The following is a 16,549-nucleotide window of genomic DNA, read 5'->3' on the forward strand; positions in this document are numbered from 1 at the left end:
TTGCGGATAACGCAACGAAATCAACATCACACTTCTTTCTCGTCCCCCCAGTGATCAACCGTTTTGTCTGACGACCATAGCGGCTTGGAACCACCTGATCCCATCCCGAACTCAGAAGTGAAACAAGCCTGCGCCGATGGTAGTGTGGCACTTGCCCATGTGAGAGTAGGTCATCGTCAGACTCTTAATACCGAAAACCCCAGCTTCCTCGAGGCTGGGGTTTTTTATTGCCTGAACGAAAGTCACAGCGAGGAATAAGCTGGAAGAGCGTTTTTGGAGGTGTTTGGGGTCGTTTTGGCTAGGGCAGCCAGATCTCAAAAAAACCGCCACCAAGCTGGCCACCGTTGTGCAACTTGATAGACCCGGTTCTGTTGCCCTCCCGGTGCAACCCGGCAACCGAGGACGCGAAGAACAGCCCCAGGCTGGTGCTGCCGGTGTTGAAGTCCAGGGATTTAAAGCTCAGGGTCCCTGTGTGTTGCATGCTCTCGGGATAACCCTCGCCGTCATCTTCTACTCCCAATACCAAATAACCATCCCGTACTTCGGCCGTAAGGCGAATCTTGCTTCGGGAGTATCTCAGGGCGTTATTGATGGTGTTGTTGAGCACCCCGGTCAACAGGTCGGCGTCAAAGAACCCGGTGATATCACCAGCTTCGATTGACGCTTCTATACCCAGGCCCTGGAGCAGTGGCGCATGGCGTGCCATATGCTCGTCCAGGAAGTCGGGCAGGTAATGTTCCTCAACGTGAGCCGACAGTTTCTTTTCACCCAGACGATAGATTCCCAGCAGCTGCACCAGATCGTTGTGCATGCGCTCGGCTTCATACTGCAGGGTGTTGAACCGTGGGGAGCCATCGAAGGTGGAGCCATGTTCGGTTCTTAGCTCGTCCAGGGAGTTCAGGAGCATCCCCAGCGAGTTTTTCATGTCATGGACGGTTGAGGCCAGGACCATGGAGAAGTCGATGCTCTGGTCGCTGTCATTGGCGAGGTTGGGACGGTTGGTGAGGTCCTTGGGATCGGTCATGCGGTTAATCCCTTCAGTTTCTGGCTCAGTGCGATATAGCGCCGATGTTGTCGATGTTGTTCAGGCAACCCCTGCAGGCGGTCCAGTCTTGCCCGGCACTGTTCCAGTGGTTCGCGACTGGTTGGATCCGCCTCGTAGATTTTCAGCAAGACCTGAACCAGGTTCAGGTTTAGCGAAGTGTGGTTTGGAACCACTACGAGCGCTTCGGTAAACGCTGCGGCCGCGGCTGTGAGGTCGCCAGCCTCGAACGCTTTTATGCCATCACGGGTAAGGTTTCGGGCCTTTAGTTTTTGGCGGAACCCGACCGGTTCATCCAGCAGAGCTTCGATGCGTTTCAGGAGCTCTGTCTCGTCGCTGTGCTGCTCAGCGAGGCGTCCCAGAAGATCTCTGGCGTCCCCGTCCCGGCCAACTCGAAATAGGGTCTTGGCGTAGTCCAGGCTGGTGTCGGGATCAATCAGAGGGTTACTGTCGAATTCCGCCTTGAGACTGTTGTGAAGTGCCTCTGCCTCTCGATGCTGTCCCTGTCCAAACAGCACTCGGCATTGAACAATTCGGCTGCGAAGACCCACGGTCGGCTGGTCGGCAAAGCGCTTCTCCATGGAGCCAAGAATTTCTAAGGCCTCGGTGGCGTGTTCAACGGCCTCAGCATTGTCTTCGTCCTCGCCGAGTTCTGACAGGCTCTGTCCCAAGGCCAGATAATGGTCGGCGCTGTCGTGTATCGAGTGGGTGCCGAGTGATACCGTTCGGCGCCAGGCATCGGCCGCGGCGTCGATGTCCTGATTGGCCTCGGCAACCTCCGCCAACTGCTTTTGCCGTAGCAGGGCATTGGGTGATTGCACGATGGCCTGTTCGAGCACCTGCTGTGCTTCAGAAAGTTTGCCTTGCTGGCGTAGGCCGTCGGCGAGCAGGTCGTAGGCTTCCATATAATCGGGGTGGGTATCGATTAGCTGCTTGAGATTGGCGACGGCCTGATCGTGGCTGCGATTAGCCAGCAGCACCTGGCTGCGCCCGAGCCTGGCCCAGGATAGTTCCCGCTGTTGAAGTACGTCGTCAAAGACCTTGGCGGCGTGGCTTAAATCCCCCAGGCGAAAGTAGAGATCACCCAGTGTCTTCAAGAGCCAGGTCTTATGGCGGGGATTCCGGGGCAGGGCTTGGAGGCAGAGTGAGATGGCTTCTGGGTAATTTTCCCGGTCGATTTCCCGGTTAATCGGCAACAGTGCCTTGCGTTGGTCAAGCAGTGTGATCAGACGCTGCTCCAGCATGGCACGGTTGATGGGTTTGGTCAGATAGCCATCGGGCTGGTTCTCCCGTGCCCCCATCACCATTTGCTTGGAGGTTTCCGCAGTGACCATCAGAAACAGCGATGAGCGTCTCAGCAGGTTCTTATGGCGCAGCTCCTCAAGCACATGCTGGCCATTTTTGCCCTCACCAAGATTGTAGTCGCATAGCACCACATCCACATGATTGTAAGTGCAGTATTTGATTGCCTGCTTGGCGTTGCCAACCAGTTCAATCTGATCGGCCCCACAGGCTCGAAGCATCTGCCGCAGGGACAGACGGAAGTTCTCGAAGTCGTCGATGACCAGGTACGTTAGTTTGTGAAAGGCGTCCGCTTGGTAGCTGGATTCGCTCATGACCGTTTCTGCTTCAGCAACTTGTTGACCAGAGCCCGCAGTGCAGCGGGCTTCACAGGTTTATAGAGCAGATGGTAGCCCCTGGTAATGGCATCTTCTCGCACTTCCGGCGCCATGTAGCCGGTAATCAGGATTCCCGGAATGTTCTCACTCAACGCTGCTCTCAGACTGTCCATGGCATCCAGGCCGTTCTTGTTATCGTCCAGCTGGTAGTCGGCGAGGATGATCTCAGGAGCGTGGCCGTTGAGCTGGTCGGTGGCGTCATCCAGGCTTTCCGCGGCGGTGACATCGCACTTCCAGTTACCCAGCAGCGCGACCATGCCCTGAAGAATGGCGGGGTCGTTGTCGATACACAGCACATGGAGGCCGCCAAGGCTTGAAACCCGGCGGGATCCGGTTGCGGGCTGTGGAGCAACGGCGGGTATCTGTTCCGGTGCCGCCAACGGGACGGTTATGCCGAACAGGCTGCCACGACCCTGGATGGAGTGCACGGTGACCGGGTGGTCGAGCATACCGCTGATCCGGTCGACAATGGCCAGGCCGAGACCCAGGCCTTTTTTGTCGCGGCCGGTCTGGAAGCGGCGGAATTCCTCGAAGATGTGCGCTAGCTGGTCTTCCGGAATACCCGGACCGGTATCCCAGACATCAATCCGGAGAAAGCCTTTCAGGCGTCGACAACCCAGCAGAATCTTGCCCTTTGGGGTGTAGCGAATGGCGTTGGAGAGGAAGTTCTGTACCACCCGGCGCAACAGCTTGGCGTCAGACCGTACCCACGCTGTGCTCGGCACTACATGCAGCTCCAGCCCCTGATCCTTGGCGATCGCCGAGAAATCGGTGGCCAGGTGGCGCAGGATGTCGTTAACAGGGAATACGCCAATGTCCGGCTCCAGCGCTCCGGCATCCAGCTTGGAAATGTCCAGCAGCGTGCTGATGATTTCCTCAGCCGCACCGAGGGAGCTGTCGATGTGATCAACCAGATCCTTTTCTTCGCCCTCTGGAGACTTTCCGGCCAGCGCCGAGGTGAATAATCGGGCAGCGTTGAGGGGCTGAAGCAAGTCGTGGCTAGCGGATGCCAGAAAGCGGGTCTTGCTCTGGTTTGCTTGTTCAGCAACGGATTTCGCTTTCAACATCTGCTCGTTGATGACCTGCAGTTCCTGGGTACGCTCTTTGACCCGCTGCTCAAGGTAGATGTTGGTTTCCTTCAGCGCCTGCTCGGTCCGGCGCATGGCGGTGATGTCCTGGAAGGTGGTCACGTAGCCGCCGCCGGGAATGGGGCTGCCATCGACCCGTATCACAGTGCCGTCAGGCCGTTGGCGCTCGTACGACATGGGTTGGCCATGACGCATGCTGCCGCAGCGGTCGGCAATAATTTCATCAATGCGTCGGGCTGACAGGTTAGCGTTAGTCAGGTTATAACGCATGAGATCTTCCACTGGCCGACCCACTCGTACGAACCCTTTCGGGTAGGTGAACAGCTCAAGATAACGTTGGTTCCAGACCACCAGTTGCTGCTGGTGGTTGACCACGGATACCCCCAGGCGGATGTTTTCAATAGCAGATTGCAGCAACTCCCGGCTGAAGGTCATGGCCTGGGAGGCTTCGTCGACAATGCTGACGACGTCCTCGATCTGCATGTCACGGCCGGTCAGTGTCGATTCCAGGACCACCCTCGCTGTGGAGGCGCCAATCACCGAGGCCAGTTGGCGCTCAATGTACTTCATCAGGTGATTGGAGGCAGGACGCTGAGGGTGCAGGCGAATGGCATTGCGGCGTTCGTAATTGCGCAAAATAGTCTCGGACCGCTCCTCACCCATGAACCGGTCGGTCAATGCTTGCAGATCCGAGGTCAGGATTTCGCCTTGCCAGCTCTGGTGCTGGGGCGTTTCGGCCCTGGGTTGTGGGTCATGGAAGAACGACGCAATCTGGATCTTCTCGCGCACCCGCTGACGTGTCAGCAGCGACAGCACCACGTAGGCCAGAGTGTTGATGCCAAGACTCCAGATAATGCCGTGGCTGATCTGGTCAAGGTCAGAGCCGAACAGTGCCGTCGGGCGAGTCCAACCGAGGCCCCAGAGGCCCTGGTCAATCAGGGTGTCAGTCATCCAGCCGGTGGTCGCCAGGGCCGGCAACAGCAGGGTGTAGCACCACATCAAAAAACCCAGTGCCAGCCCCCAGACCGCCCCCATGTAGTTACCTCGGCGCCAGATGATACCGCCGACCAGAGCAGGGCCAAACTGCGCGGCGGCGGCAAAGGACAACAGGCCAAACGCCGTCAGGCTGTAGTCTTCGCTGGCCATGCGGTAGAAGCCGTAAGCAGTCAGCAGCACCACAAAAATGGCAATCCGGCGGATTCTTAACAACAGGTGGCTTAGGTCGGCACGGCGGTTCATTCGGGGCCGGAAAAATTTCAACAGCGCCGGCATGATGATTTCGTTGCTGACCATAGTGGCGATGGCCACCGAGCAGACAATCACCATGGCCGCGGCCGCTGAACCGCCGCCCAGGAAGGCGAGAATGGCGAGCCATTTCTCACCAGCCTGGATCGGCAGTTGCAGGATGAGAATGTCGGGGTTACCGGTCACGCCCCCGGGCGACAGCAGGCCAGCGGCGGCAATCGGCAGCACAAAGGCGCTGGCAACAATCAGATAGATGGGCATAGCCCAGCGTGCGACTTCGAAATCTCGATGATCGGTGTTTTCGACCACCATGACATGGAATTGTCGCGGCAGGCAGATGATCGCCAGCATTGCCACCAGGGTCTGGGTGATAAATGCCGGGGCCTCAACACCGTCCATGGTCAGGGTGCCAACGAGGTCGGCGTCCTGCACCCGGCCAAGCAGATCACCAAAGCCACCGTAGAGTCCGTAGCCAACGAACAGGCCCACGGCCACGAACGCCACCAGCTTGATCAGGGACTCAAATGCGACGGCCTGAATCATGCCCCGATGGTGCTCGGTGGATTCGAGGTGGCGGGTGCCGAACAACACGGTAAACACGGCCAGTGCCAGCGTGATGTACCAGGCCGAGTCGGCCCAGGGTGCGCTGCTGCCTACATGAATAGCTGGTCCGGTTTCTGAAAGTACGTTAAAGCCCATGGATATGGCTTTAAGTTGCAATGCAATGTAGGGAACGCTGCCAATCAGTGCAAAGGTTGCGATCATGGCGGCAAGTGACTGGGACTTGCCATAGCGCGAGGCAATGAAATCGGCTATCGAAGTACTGTTGTTGCGCTTACTGATGTAGATGATCCGGCGCAGCAAGGGGGCGCCGAAGATGAACACCAGCAGGGGGCCAAGGTAGATGGGGAGAAAGCCCAGCCCTTCCTGGGTGGCGCGGCCAACCGCGCCGTAAAAGGTCCATGAGGTGAAATAAACCGCAAGGGACAGCGCGTAGATGTGCGTGCGCGCGAACCTGCGCCGGTAAAGCCCGGGATGTTTGTCACCGGCCCAGGCAATGAAAAACAGCACCGAGATGTAGGTGATGGAAATTAAAACCAGCAGCCAGGCACTAATCATGGATACGCGGTTCTCTCGGTTGCAGGCATTCTGGGATCGTCATATCAGCTGGTGCAGACGGTTGTCAGCAGTCTATCCGTGGTGTCGAGCAGTTTCATGTTATCGATCCGCGGTGTGCCATCGGAACCCAGTGGCACCAGTTCCCGGGATTGGCAGTTGAGAATATGGACCCGATGAGAAATGGCGTCCGTCAGCTTCTGCTCAAAACGGTACAGCGTGAAGCGAATGATGTCCGGGTTGTTTGTATCCTGGCTAATGCTCTTGGTGTCGACCGTGGAGAAAGCCGTGACATAGGGGAAGGCAAAGGTCCAGGGGCGCCAGAGGATGCCGTCGGTTTCGGTGTCCACGACCACCGCTTCTTCGGGGAGCATGTCTTTCTTGTGGTCGTACCAGGTGTACTCACCGTGAATCAGGTAACCAAGCATACCCAGTCCGGCAAACGCCGGGATGATCCACTTGGGGGCGTGGTTGCGGGTGGCGGCACGAATGCCGAGGGCAATCCCGGCGGCGCCCAGGCCACAGAAAACAGTGGCGACAAAGGTCCAGAACATAAAGTCGTTTCCTTAAAAAAGAACGGGCTTCCTCGGCGAGGAAGCCCGTCCAGTACAACCTGTCAATGTATTGAATCAGGTCGCGTGTAGCTTAGTGGTCTTGAGCCTGGCTCGCACCACGTGGGTAACGAACGCTCTCAACCAGCTCCTGAATCTCAACGGGCGGCTCTTCAGTAGCGTTGGATACCACGAAGGCTACCGCAAAGTTGACGATTGCACCAACCGCGCCGATGGACAGCGGAGAGATGCCCAGCACCCAGTTCTCCGGAGTGTCTGGCAGGTTGTTGGTGCCCGGAATGAACAGCCAACCCTTGTACACAAAGATGTACGCCAGGGTGAAGCCCAGACCGGTCAGCATGCCGGCAATAGCACCTGTGTTGTTAACCCGCTTGGAGAAGATACCCATCATCAGGGCCGGGAACAGCGACGCTGCGGCAATACCGAACGCCAGCGCCACCACCTGGGCCGCAAAGCCCGGGGGATTGGCGCCCAGCCAGGTGGCCACCACTATCGCGACGGCCATGGAAATCCGTGCTGCCAGCAGTTCACCTTTTTCGGAGATGTTGGGATTGATCGAGCCTTTGATCAGGTCGTGACTGATGGCCGAGGATATTGCCAGCAACAGACCGGCCGCCGTGGACAGGGCGGCCGCCAGACCACCGGCTGCGATCAGGCCAATGACCCAACCTGGCAGGTTGGCAATCTCCGGATTGGCCAGTACCAGGATGTCCCGGTTGACCACCAGTTCATTGCCTTCCCAGCCGCGGGATTGCGCCTCAGATTCGAACGCCGGGCTGTCGTTGTAAAGCTGAATGCGTCCGTCTTCGTTTTTGTCGGTGAACTGGATCAGACCGGTGACTTCCCATTCCCGGACCCAGTTCGGACGTTCGTCGTATTCAATCGGGGCGGCCGCGGTGCCATCCGGGTAGATGGTAGTCATCAGATTCAGGCGTGCCATGGAAGCAACAGCCGGCGCGGTCAGGTACAGCAGGGCGATGAATACCAGGGCCCAGCCGGCGGACCAGCGCGCATCGGCAACTTTCGGCACGGTGAAGAAGCGAATGATGACGTGGGGCAGGCCTGCAGTACCGATCATCAGTGACAGGGTAAACAGCACCATGTTCAGCTTGTTGTCGACGTCCGCAGTGTACTCGTTAAAACCGAGATCAGTGATGACCTGGTTCAGTTTGGTGAGCAGCGGCACGCCAGAGTCCACATGAGTGGAGAACAGACCAAGACCGGGAATCGGGTTGCCGGTCAGTTGGACCGAAATGAACACCGCAGGAATGGTGTAGGCAATGATCAGCACGCAGTACTGCGCCACCTGGGTGTAGGTGATGCCCTTCATACCGCCGAGAACGGCGTAAATGAAGACCACGACTGCGGCAATGATCAGGCCCAGGGTGGCGTCTACTTCAAGGAACCGCGAGAAGGCAACGCCGGCGCCCGCCATCTGACCAATAACGTAGGTCACCGATGCTACGATCAGGCAGAGAACCGCTACCAGGCGTGCGTTTTTGCTGTAGAAGCGATCACCGATGAACTCGGGTACGGTGAACTTGCCGAACTTCCGCAGGTAGGGAGCCAGAAGCATGGCAAGCAGCACGTAGCCGCCAGTCCAGCCCATCAGGAAAGTAGAGTTGGCGTAACCGCCGGCGGCAATCAGGCCCGCCATGGAGATGAACGATGCTGCGGACATCCAGTCAGCGCCGATCGCCATACCATTGGTGATCGGGTGCACGCCGCCCCCGGCAACGTAGAAGTCTTTGGTACTGCCGGCTTTTGCCCAGATCGCAATACCGATATAGAGGAGGAACGAGCCCCCTACAAAAATTATGTTGATAGCAAATTGGCTCATTGGTTCTTACTCCTCATGCACGCCGAATTTTTCGTCGATTTTGTTCATGCGCCATGCGTAGTGAAAAATCAGGGCGATAAACGTAAGAATTGAGCCTTGCTGGGCGAACCAGAAGCCCAGATCGGTTCCGCCGATGGGAATACCGGCGAGCATGGGGCGAAGCAGAATCGCAAAGCCGTAAGAAACCAGGGCCCAAACGACCAGGCTTCCGACAATCAGGCGCAGGTTTGCCTTCCAATAATTTTCAGCGTCGTAGCTATGACCTGACATAGGTTCACTCCTGTATTTTTGTTTTGGCGAACGAGCGGTTCTTGTATGGGGTTTTCCGGATAGAGCATTTGTTATTCATATAGTAAAGCTCCGACTTGTCGTCCCCTCTGACTTTACCCGTCAACTGCTTTATGGATATTGGCAATAAGTCTAAATCTCAGTCGTTTGGCCAAGATTTGATTGTATTTTAGCGTGCTGAATTGAGCCTGCTTCAGAATCGATGCATGTTCTGGAGGCGTCGGTGGTAGTGAAGTTTGTCGTGCAATTGGCGGAGGGTTTTCACGCCGTCCTTTTGAGCCTTGTTTAAAGCCACCAGGGTTAGTTCCGCGGTCACCAGAGCGTCGGCTGCGGCATTGTGGCGGGCGCTTGCCTCCAGGCTGAACCACTCGCTCCAGTGATCGAGGCCTTTTCCACCCGGTTTAGCTTTTGGTAAGAAGGCCGGCATTAGGTCGGCGACGTCCATCCAGGTGTGACTGGCGGTGTAGCCTAATTGGCTACGGAGAGTTTTCTCCAGGAACTTCTGGTCGAAGGCCGAGTGGAACGCCAGTACCGGGTCGCCGTTCATCCATTCTAGCAGGTAGAGCAGGGCGTCCTCGGTTTCGTGGCCTTGGGTCAGGGCTTCGTTGCCGATGCCGTGGATCAGTACCGTTTCGGTGATGTCCAGTTCCGGCCGCCGCAGAATCAGGTCAAACTGGTCACTGAGCTGAATTGCCCCGCCACTGATGGCGACAGCGCCGATGGCGATGACCTCATCCTTGGCGGCATTCAGGCCGGTGGTTTCCAGGTCCAGAACAATCAGCCGACAATCGGACAACAGCTGGTCGCCTGGAGCTTTCGCGTTGGGCAGGTTGTCCAGATCAAGGTGGCCGCCCCGGCTTCCCCGGCGCCGATCCAGCCATTGTTTGATTTGATCAAGCATGGTTCAGACCCGACTCCCCGGAGTTTCGATTAGAGTTGATAGGTTAGCTCCAGCTTCTGCTGCAGGCGCTGGGCCTGACGGAACGATTCCCTCAGAATGCGACGGTCCAAAGGGTTCAGATCGTCCGGGTCGATCAGGTTACTGAGTTCCTCGCCGCGATTCAGCTGCTCCTGGTGCGAGCGCATGCGAATGGCCTGAATCAGGCTGTAGCCTTCTTTCCAGGCATTGGCGTCTTTCGGGTCAAAAACGCCTTTCTTGGCCAGCTCGTCCATCCGTTCCAGAGTGTTGGCGGTGCCCACTCCGTTGGCCAGGGCAAACACCCGCACTGATTCCACGAACGGTGCCAAGCCCTGTCGCTTCAGGTCCAGGGCCTGCCTGTTGCCATCGGTCACGTAGCGAAAGTTGCGGAACATGGTCAGGGGCGGCTTCCGCTGGAAGGCGTTTCCGGCCAGCATTTTCTGGAACAGGGCGTTCTTGTGGATGCGGGATAGCACCTTGTCCAGTAACTCCTCCAACGGTTTGGTCGGTCCGAACACCGCTCGCATGTCCAGGAATATCGACGAATAGACCAGGTTCTGGGGTGTTGAGGCATCGATAAACCGGATAAACCAGTCGTCCCACTCGTCGGCGCTCAGGCACAGTTTGGGGTTGCTGGCCATGATGTTGCCCTTGCACAGGGTGAAGCCGCACTCGGCCAGTTCCTGGTTGACGGTCTGCGCGAACGGCAGCAGCTTCTCCCGTACCTGATCCTCTGTCATTCCCTCCGGCGTCTCGAACAGGATGCCATTGTCCTGGTCGGTCAGCAGCGTCTGTTCCTGGCGCCCCTCGCTGCCGAAGGTCAACCAGGTGAAGGGGATGCCCGGGTCGTTTTTCTTGATGTTCAGTTCCAGCACCCGGCGCACGGTGACGTCGTTCAGGGTGGTGATGATCTTCACCACCTGGCCTGAATCAGCACCGTGCGCGAGCATGGCGTCGACCAGGCGGGAGACATCGGCCCGCAGGCTGACCAGGGTACGCAAATGGGTTGCGGTGCCGATGGTGCGGGCCAGATTGACCAGATCGACCCGCTGCAGGGAGAACAGGTCGCGCTCAGACACCACGCCGATCAGGCAGTGTTCATCGTCCACCACGCACAGGTGCGCAAAATGATGCTCCGCCATCAGCATCGCCGCTTCGAAGGCATCGGCGTGGGCCGGCAGGCAGATAGGATCCTGAGTCATAACCTGGCGGATGGGCGAATCCAGTGGGGCTTTGTGTTCAGCGATCAGGGTGCGCAGATCCCGGAGCGTGAAAATGCCGGTGGGATGCCGGTTGTCGTCGGTAACAATAATGCTGCCAACGCTGTTTTCATGCATTCGCGCCACAGCCTTGTCGACTGGCAGATCGGGCGAGCAGACGATGGGGTTTCTGAGCGCATAGCGTTCCAGTGGTGTATCCAGGGAATTGCTGGAGCCAATGGACGCCATGGCGCTGGACTGGATGCGCTGGTTCACCTGATCAAGCAGGCTGCTAACGCCGCGCAGGCAGAAATCCCGGAACGGGTCGCTGGCGGAAAACAGCGTGATAAAGGCGTCTTGTTCGATGCTCAGGCAGAAGGTGTCGCCGGCGGCCCGGTGCAGGGTCCTGGTAGGTCGCTCACCGATCAGCGCGGCCAGGGGGAAGCACTCGCCCAGGCTGATTTCGAACGTAGTGTCGGTTCGGTCATCTTTGGCGTTGTGACGTTCACCGCGAATCCGTCCCTGCTTGACCACGTAAAATCGTTTAATGACGCCGTCGTCCGGCGAAATGACTTCATCGCCATCGGCATAGAAACGCAGGGTCGCGTGCTCGGCGAAATGGGCGAGATGGGTATCGTCCATGCTGGAGAAGGGGGCATGCTCCCGGAGAAACGTCATGATGGCACGAGTATTCTGCGGTCGGGAGCTGTCCGGATTTGCTGCTGCCATGAAGGGAGCCTTTGCTTCAGTGATGTTTCCGTTTCCAGTGTAGTTCACTGAATGTACGCCGAACGGCAAGAGTTTGAAGGAAAAGTTGAGACCGCGCGACGATTCTTTATGGTAAGCGGAGCGGGTGGTAAAGTTTCCGAATTCATTAGGTATTAGTAGCACTGCCATGACGACTAAAGAAGAACGCCTGAGCTTTCTGGAAGAAATGAAAGATGTCCGGCGGATCAAAAAGCCCAACCGTGCGGAAGTCCAGACGCCCAGGGATCTCACTCCTGGTCATTTGGAGCGTCAGCGTGCAGCCGTGGCTAAGGCCGTCAAGGACAGTAACCCATTAACGTCCGATATGGTGGAGCCGCTGACGGCCCACGACGTTCTGACTTGGCAGCGCCCCGGCATCCAGCACGGTGTCTTTCGCAAGCTCCGCTTGGGTCAGTATCCAATTGAGGCACGGCTGGACCTGCATCGGATGACGGTCGAGCAGGCCCGGCGGGAAGTGTTTGGCTTTATTGGCGACTGCGTTCGCTATGGCCTGCGTTCGGTTATCATCCTGCACGGCAAGGGTGAGCGAAATCCTGATGGCGTTGCCCAGCTGAAAAGTTACCTGGCTAAGTGGCTGCCAGAGCTGGACGATGTCATGGCCTTTCATTCGGCCCAGAAACACCATGGTGGCACAGGTGCTGTCTATGTCATGGTTCGTAAGGGCGATCGAGACAAGCAGCACAACCGTGAGCTTCATAGCCGGCGATAATCGCTTCGCCCCCATCGATGATTACTCAAATGACCCCTGAGAGGTATGCAAGGTGAAGAAACTGGTATTGATGATAGTAGCTGTGGCCGCACTGGCCGGTTGTCAGGATCGGGTTATCTGGAATGACAACGGCGAGCTGGAAAGCGCTACCGAGAACCGCGAAGTATGGGACACCAACGGCCAGATGAAAGACGGTGAACGCAAAATCTGGGTCAACAAGGAAGGCGAAGACGTCGTTAAGTAAACGGCTCGTTCCGAACGCGCCTGGGATAATCAAACAATAAAACTGTGCGCCTGGATAAGCCGGGGGCGTGTGAGGGAGAGTAGAAACATGGCGGCGAGCCTGACGGTCAATGGCGTGGAGCGTTTGCTCGAAGTGGAGGGAGATACCCCTCTGTTGTGGGTGGTTCGGGATGAACTGGGGCTGAAAGGCACCAAATTTGGATGCGGCGCAGGGCTGTGTGGTGCTTGCACGGTGCATCTCAATGGTCAGCCAGTGCGTTCCTGCTCAACCCCCGTTGAGCTGGCTGCCGGGGCTCAGGTCACCACAATAGAGGGCCTGGGCGACCAGGATCGCCTGCACGCGCTGCAGGAAGCCTGGATCGAACAGGGCGTGCCACAGTGCGGCTACTGCCAGTCCGGTCAGATCATGAGTGCCGCCCATCTGTTGGCTAGCAATCCATCGCCTTCCCGTGACGATATCGTTGCCGCCATGACGGGCAATATCTGCCGCTGCGGCACCTATTCCCGCATCATCGCCGCGGTAGAGTCCGTGGCTGCGGATTCGCGCCCGGATCAGCAGGGGGGCGCGTAACATGACCATGAACCGACGTGCGTTCCTGAAAGCAGGCGCCGGTGCTTCCGGCGGCTTGATGTTGTCGTTGTCTTTGCCCGGCTGCGCCGGCGTGCAAACCGGTTACGAGCCCGAAACCGGAGAGTGGAAGCCCGATGCCTGGCTTGAGCTGACCCGTGATGATGAAATCTACTTTACCCTGGCACGGGTTGAGATGGGGCAGGGCACCTACACCGGACTGACTACCCTGATTGCCGAAGAACTGGAGGTGGCGCCCGCCGCCATCACGCCACGGTTTGCGCCGGCGGCACCGGAATACCGCAACCCCCTCTACAATCTGCAGCTCACCGGTGGCAGTACCAGCATTGCCACCAGCTGGGAGCCGCTGCGTACTGCCGGGGCCTCGGCTCGGGAGATGCTGAAAATGGCTGCGGCCCGAATCTGGGAGGTAGAAGCCGATGCCTGCACGGTTCGAGATGGCCATGTGGTTCATCCGAATGGAATTGATTCCCTGCGCTACGGCCAGTTGGTGGAGCTGGCGTCCAAGGAAGTGATACGGGGCGAGGTTTCGCTCAAGCCGCGCAGTGAGTGGAAGCTTATTGGCAAGCAAGGCAACCGATTGGACGCCCGGGCCAAATCCACCGGCACCGCCGAGTACGGCATTGATGTTGAGTTGCCGGGACAGGTTTACGCCGTGGTGACTCGATCACCCCGTTACGGCGGCCGGGTTGGCAGTTTTAACGGCGACGAAGTCCGGGCCATGCCTGGCGTTGTCGATGTGGTCGAGATTGAGCGGGGCGTCGCCGTGGTCGCCGATAAATACTGGCGGGCACGGAAAGCCCAGGCTGCACTGACTGTCACCTGGGATTTCTCCGACGCCCTGTCAGTGTCCACCAGTGACGTATTCGACGGTTATCGCAAGGCCGCGGACGAGGATCGGGGCGAGTCCGAGCGCAGTGAAGGCGATTTTGATGACGCCGCCGAAGCAGCGTCGACGGTACTTTCCGCTGAATACGCGCAGCCGTACCTGGCCCATGCCACCCTGGAGCCGATGAACGCAACAGCCTGGTACCAGGGCGATCGGGCCGAAGTGTGGGCGCCGACCCAGGCTCCGGATCTTGGGCAGATTGCCGTGGCCCGGGTGACCGACCTGTCCCCAGGCGACGTCACCATCCACACCACGTTTCTTGGTGGTGGCTTCGGGCGTCGGCTGACTCAGGATTTTATTGAGGAGGCGGCTGCCATTTCCTTCAAGATTGGCAAGCCGGTTAAGGTGATCTGGTCCCGGGAAGAGGATACCCGTCACGACCTGTTCCGGCCCGCCATGCTGCACCGGATGAAAGCCTCGCTGGCGGACGGCGAACTGACCGGTTGGCATCACCAGATTGTCGGCCCCCAAATTCTGGACTGGTACGTGCGTAACGCCGCGCCCGCTCAATACCCCTGGGCTCCCAAGTTCCTTTACAAAAGCCTGGGTTCTGCTGGGCTATTGTTTGAGGGTATTGCCACTCCCAAAGACATGTCTGCCATTGAGGGCGCGATCGAATACCCCTACGGAGTGAGCAACATCGATATCCGTCACACCCACACAGATCCCGGGGTGCCGGTGACCTGGTGGCGATCCGTGGGCTTCTCCCACAATGGCTTTGCGGTCGAAACCTTCATGGACGAGCTTGCCCATGAGGCGGGGGAGGATCCCTATCAGTTCCGCCGGAAACTGCTGGCGGATGAACCACGGCACCAGGAGGTGCTCGACCGTGCCGCCAGGTTGGCGGGCTGGGGCGAACCTCTGGCCGAGGGACGGGCTCGGGGCATTGCCCTGTTCCGGAGCTTTGGCACTTACGTTGCTCAGGTGGTCGAAGCCGGCATCGAGCACGGTGAAATCCGCGTCTACCGGGTTGCCTGTGCCGTTGACTGCGGCCAGGTGGTGAATCCGAGAATCGTCGAGGACCAGATTGAGGGCGGCATCCTGTTCGGCTTGACCGCTGCTCTGTATGGCGAGATTACCCTGGAGCAGGGCGAGGTTCAGCAGAGCAATTTCCACGACTACCGGCTGATGCGCCAGTATGAACGCCCGGAGGTGACGGTGGATATCGTCGACAGCGAGGCGGCGCCGACCGGTGTTGGCGAGCCTGGTGTACCGCCGGTGATCCCGGCTCTAGGCAACGCGCTTTTTGCGCTCACAGGGAAACGTCAGCGCTCCCTACCGTTAACCGCGGATGCCTGATATGTCGAACACGCGCGCACTGACCTCCGGCCACGCCTCGGTCATTCATGATGTTGCTCGCTGGCTAGGTCTGGGCGAGGGCGAAGGTGTGGGTGGAGGTGCAGGTGAGCGCGAGCGAGTCTGGCTCTGTACCATTGTCGAAACCTGGGGTTCGTCACCACGACCGGTAGGGTCCTGGCTCGCGGTCAGCGAGTCAGGGCGCTGGAGTGGCTCGGTATCGGGTGGCTGTCTGGAAGAGGACTTGCTGCGCCGAACCGCCAGCGATGGGCCGGAACAGCCGGTGCTCATTGACTATGGCATCACCGACGACGATCGCGATAACTTTCAGCTCCCCTGCGGTGGCCGGATCCGGTTATTGGTGGAGCCACTGCACAGCGCTGATGCCGCTGAGCACGTTGCCGCCCTGGCGTCAGCGCTGGATCGCCGCGAGCCAGTATTGCGGCGGGTCCGTTTGGATGCGCCCCCGGAGCTTGAGCCGGCCGTGGGTCAGCCCGGTTCGTCGGTAAACTTCGATGGCGAATGCCTGGCGCAGGTACTGCAGCCTGAGTGTCGGCTGTTGCTGATCGGCGCCGGTGAGGTTGCCCGCTATGTCGCCGAGTTTGCCATGGCGGCCGATTTCGAAGTGACAATCTGTGAGCCCCGGGATGCCTTTGCCGAAGGCTGGGGTCACCCGCATATCCCGCTGAACCGGAAGTTGCCGGACGACCTGGTGGCCCAGCGCTTCGCTGATCCCTGGTCCGGGGTGCTCGCTCTGGCGCACGATCCGCGCATTGATGACATGGGCCTGCTGGCGGCATTGACGACGCCTGCATTCTATGTCGGCGCCATGGGATCCCAGAAAACGTCAGACGCCCGCCGTGCTCGGCTGGCCTCCCTGGGCCTGGATCAACAGGCTCTCGACCGGTTGCGCGCCCCTATTGGTGTCAGCATTCCCAGTAAGACTCCCGCTGAGATCGCCATCTCCGTGGTCGCCGATCTGATTGCCGCGCGTCACCATTTGCGGGCCGCCTCACCATCCCTATAATGTCCTCACGTGAACGCCTCGAAAGAGGCGTCAGATCCTG

Annotated in this window: 13 protein-coding genes and 1 rRNA gene; 6 read left to right on the plus strand and 8 right to left on the minus strand. The window is 58.7% G+C overall.

Features of this window, described 5'->3' with window-relative positions:
• The first annotated feature begins 66 nt into the window (after positions 1 to 66).
• Positions 67 to 182 (plus strand): 5S ribosomal RNA (gene rrf / locus QUE89_RS06500).
• A gap of 116 nt (positions 183 to 298) precedes the next feature.
• Here rrf and QUE89_RS06505 read toward each other — a convergent pair.
• The 8 genes from QUE89_RS06505 to QUE89_RS06540 form a co-directional block, all read right to left on the minus strand.
• Entirely contained in the window at positions 299 to 1,024 is a 726-nt protein-coding gene (locus QUE89_RS06505; RefSeq protein WP_286222394.1) for a sensor histidine kinase, read from the minus strand.
• Positions 1,021 to 2,658 carry a tetratricopeptide repeat-containing response regulator gene (locus tag QUE89_RS06510; protein ID WP_286222395.1) on the minus strand — a complete coding sequence of 546 codons (1,638 nt, stop codon included), beginning with the start codon at positions 2,656 to 2,658 and terminating at the stop codon, positions 1,021 to 1,023. The genes QUE89_RS06505 and QUE89_RS06510 overlap by 4 nt, the downstream gene beginning before the upstream one ends.
• Positions 2,655 to 6,173 (minus strand): PAS domain-containing hybrid sensor histidine kinase/response regulator, encoded by a 3,519-nt coding sequence (locus tag QUE89_RS06515; protein ID WP_286222396.1) that lies wholly within the window; start codon positions 6,171 to 6,173, stop codon positions 2,655 to 2,657. Before QUE89_RS06515 ends, QUE89_RS06510 begins: the two co-directional genes overlap by 4 nt.
• 44 nt (positions 6,174 to 6,217) lie before the next feature.
• Entirely contained in the window at positions 6,218 to 6,724 is a 507-nt protein-coding gene (locus QUE89_RS06520; protein WP_286222397.1) for a hypothetical protein, read from the minus strand.
• 91 nt (positions 6,725 to 6,815) lie between these two features.
• Entirely contained in the window at positions 6,816 to 8,582 is a 1,767-nt protein-coding gene (locus tag QUE89_RS06525; protein ID WP_286222398.1) for a sodium:solute symporter family protein, read from the minus strand.
• Positions 8,583 to 8,588: 6 nt separating this feature from the next.
• A complete protein-coding gene (locus QUE89_RS06530; protein ID WP_286222399.1) occupies positions 8,589 to 8,852 on the minus strand; it encodes a DUF4212 domain-containing protein in 264 nt (87 codons plus the stop codon).
• Positions 8,853 to 9,063: 211 nt separating this feature from the next.
• A complete protein-coding gene (locus QUE89_RS06535; protein ID WP_286222400.1) occupies positions 9,064 to 9,771 on the minus strand; it encodes a 3'-5' exonuclease in 708 nt (235 codons plus the stop codon).
• A gap of 29 nt (positions 9,772 to 9,800) precedes the next feature.
• The gene (locus QUE89_RS06540) at positions 9,801 to 11,717 is read right to left on the minus strand and encodes a putative nucleotidyltransferase substrate binding domain-containing protein (RefSeq protein ID WP_286222401.1); all 1,917 of its coding nucleotides are present in this window, start codon (positions 11,715 to 11,717) and stop codon (positions 9,801 to 9,803) included.
• A gap of 166 nt (positions 11,718 to 11,883) precedes the next feature.
• Between QUE89_RS06540 and smrA the strand changes: the two genes are divergently transcribed.
• The 5 genes from smrA to QUE89_RS06565 all read left to right on the plus strand — a co-directional run bounded on the left by smrA (position 11,884) and on the right by QUE89_RS06565 (position 16,509).
• Complete coding sequence (gene smrA, locus QUE89_RS06545; protein ID WP_286222403.1) at positions 11,884 to 12,465, plus strand: DNA endonuclease SmrA; 582 nt, start codon at positions 11,884 to 11,886, stop codon at positions 12,463 to 12,465.
• Between the two features lie 52 nt (positions 12,466 to 12,517).
• Positions 12,518 to 12,709, plus strand: a complete 192-nt coding sequence (locus tag QUE89_RS06550) for a membrane lipoprotein lipid attachment site-containing protein (RefSeq protein ID WP_286222404.1) — start codon at positions 12,518 to 12,520, stop codon at positions 12,707 to 12,709.
• A gap of 87 nt (positions 12,710 to 12,796) precedes the next feature.
• Positions 12,797 to 13,279, plus strand: a complete 483-nt coding sequence (locus QUE89_RS06555; protein ID WP_286222405.1) for a (2Fe-2S)-binding protein — start codon at positions 12,797 to 12,799, stop codon at positions 13,277 to 13,279.
• Between the two features lies 1 nt (position 13,280).
• Positions 13,281 to 15,485: a xanthine dehydrogenase family protein molybdopterin-binding subunit gene (locus QUE89_RS06560; protein WP_286222406.1), complete on the plus strand. Its 2,205-nt coding sequence runs from the start codon at positions 13,281 to 13,283 to the stop codon at positions 15,483 to 15,485.
• 1 nt (position 15,486) lies between these two features.
• Complete coding sequence (locus QUE89_RS06565; RefSeq protein WP_286222407.1) at positions 15,487 to 16,509, plus strand: XdhC family protein; 1,023 nt, start codon at positions 15,487 to 15,489, stop codon at positions 16,507 to 16,509.
• Positions 16,510 to 16,549: the final 40 nt, after the last annotated feature.

This window comes from Marinobacter sp. LA51, assembly GCF_030297175.1.
Classification (GTDB): Bacteria; Pseudomonadota; Gammaproteobacteria; order Pseudomonadales; family Oleiphilaceae; genus Marinobacter; species Marinobacter apostichopi.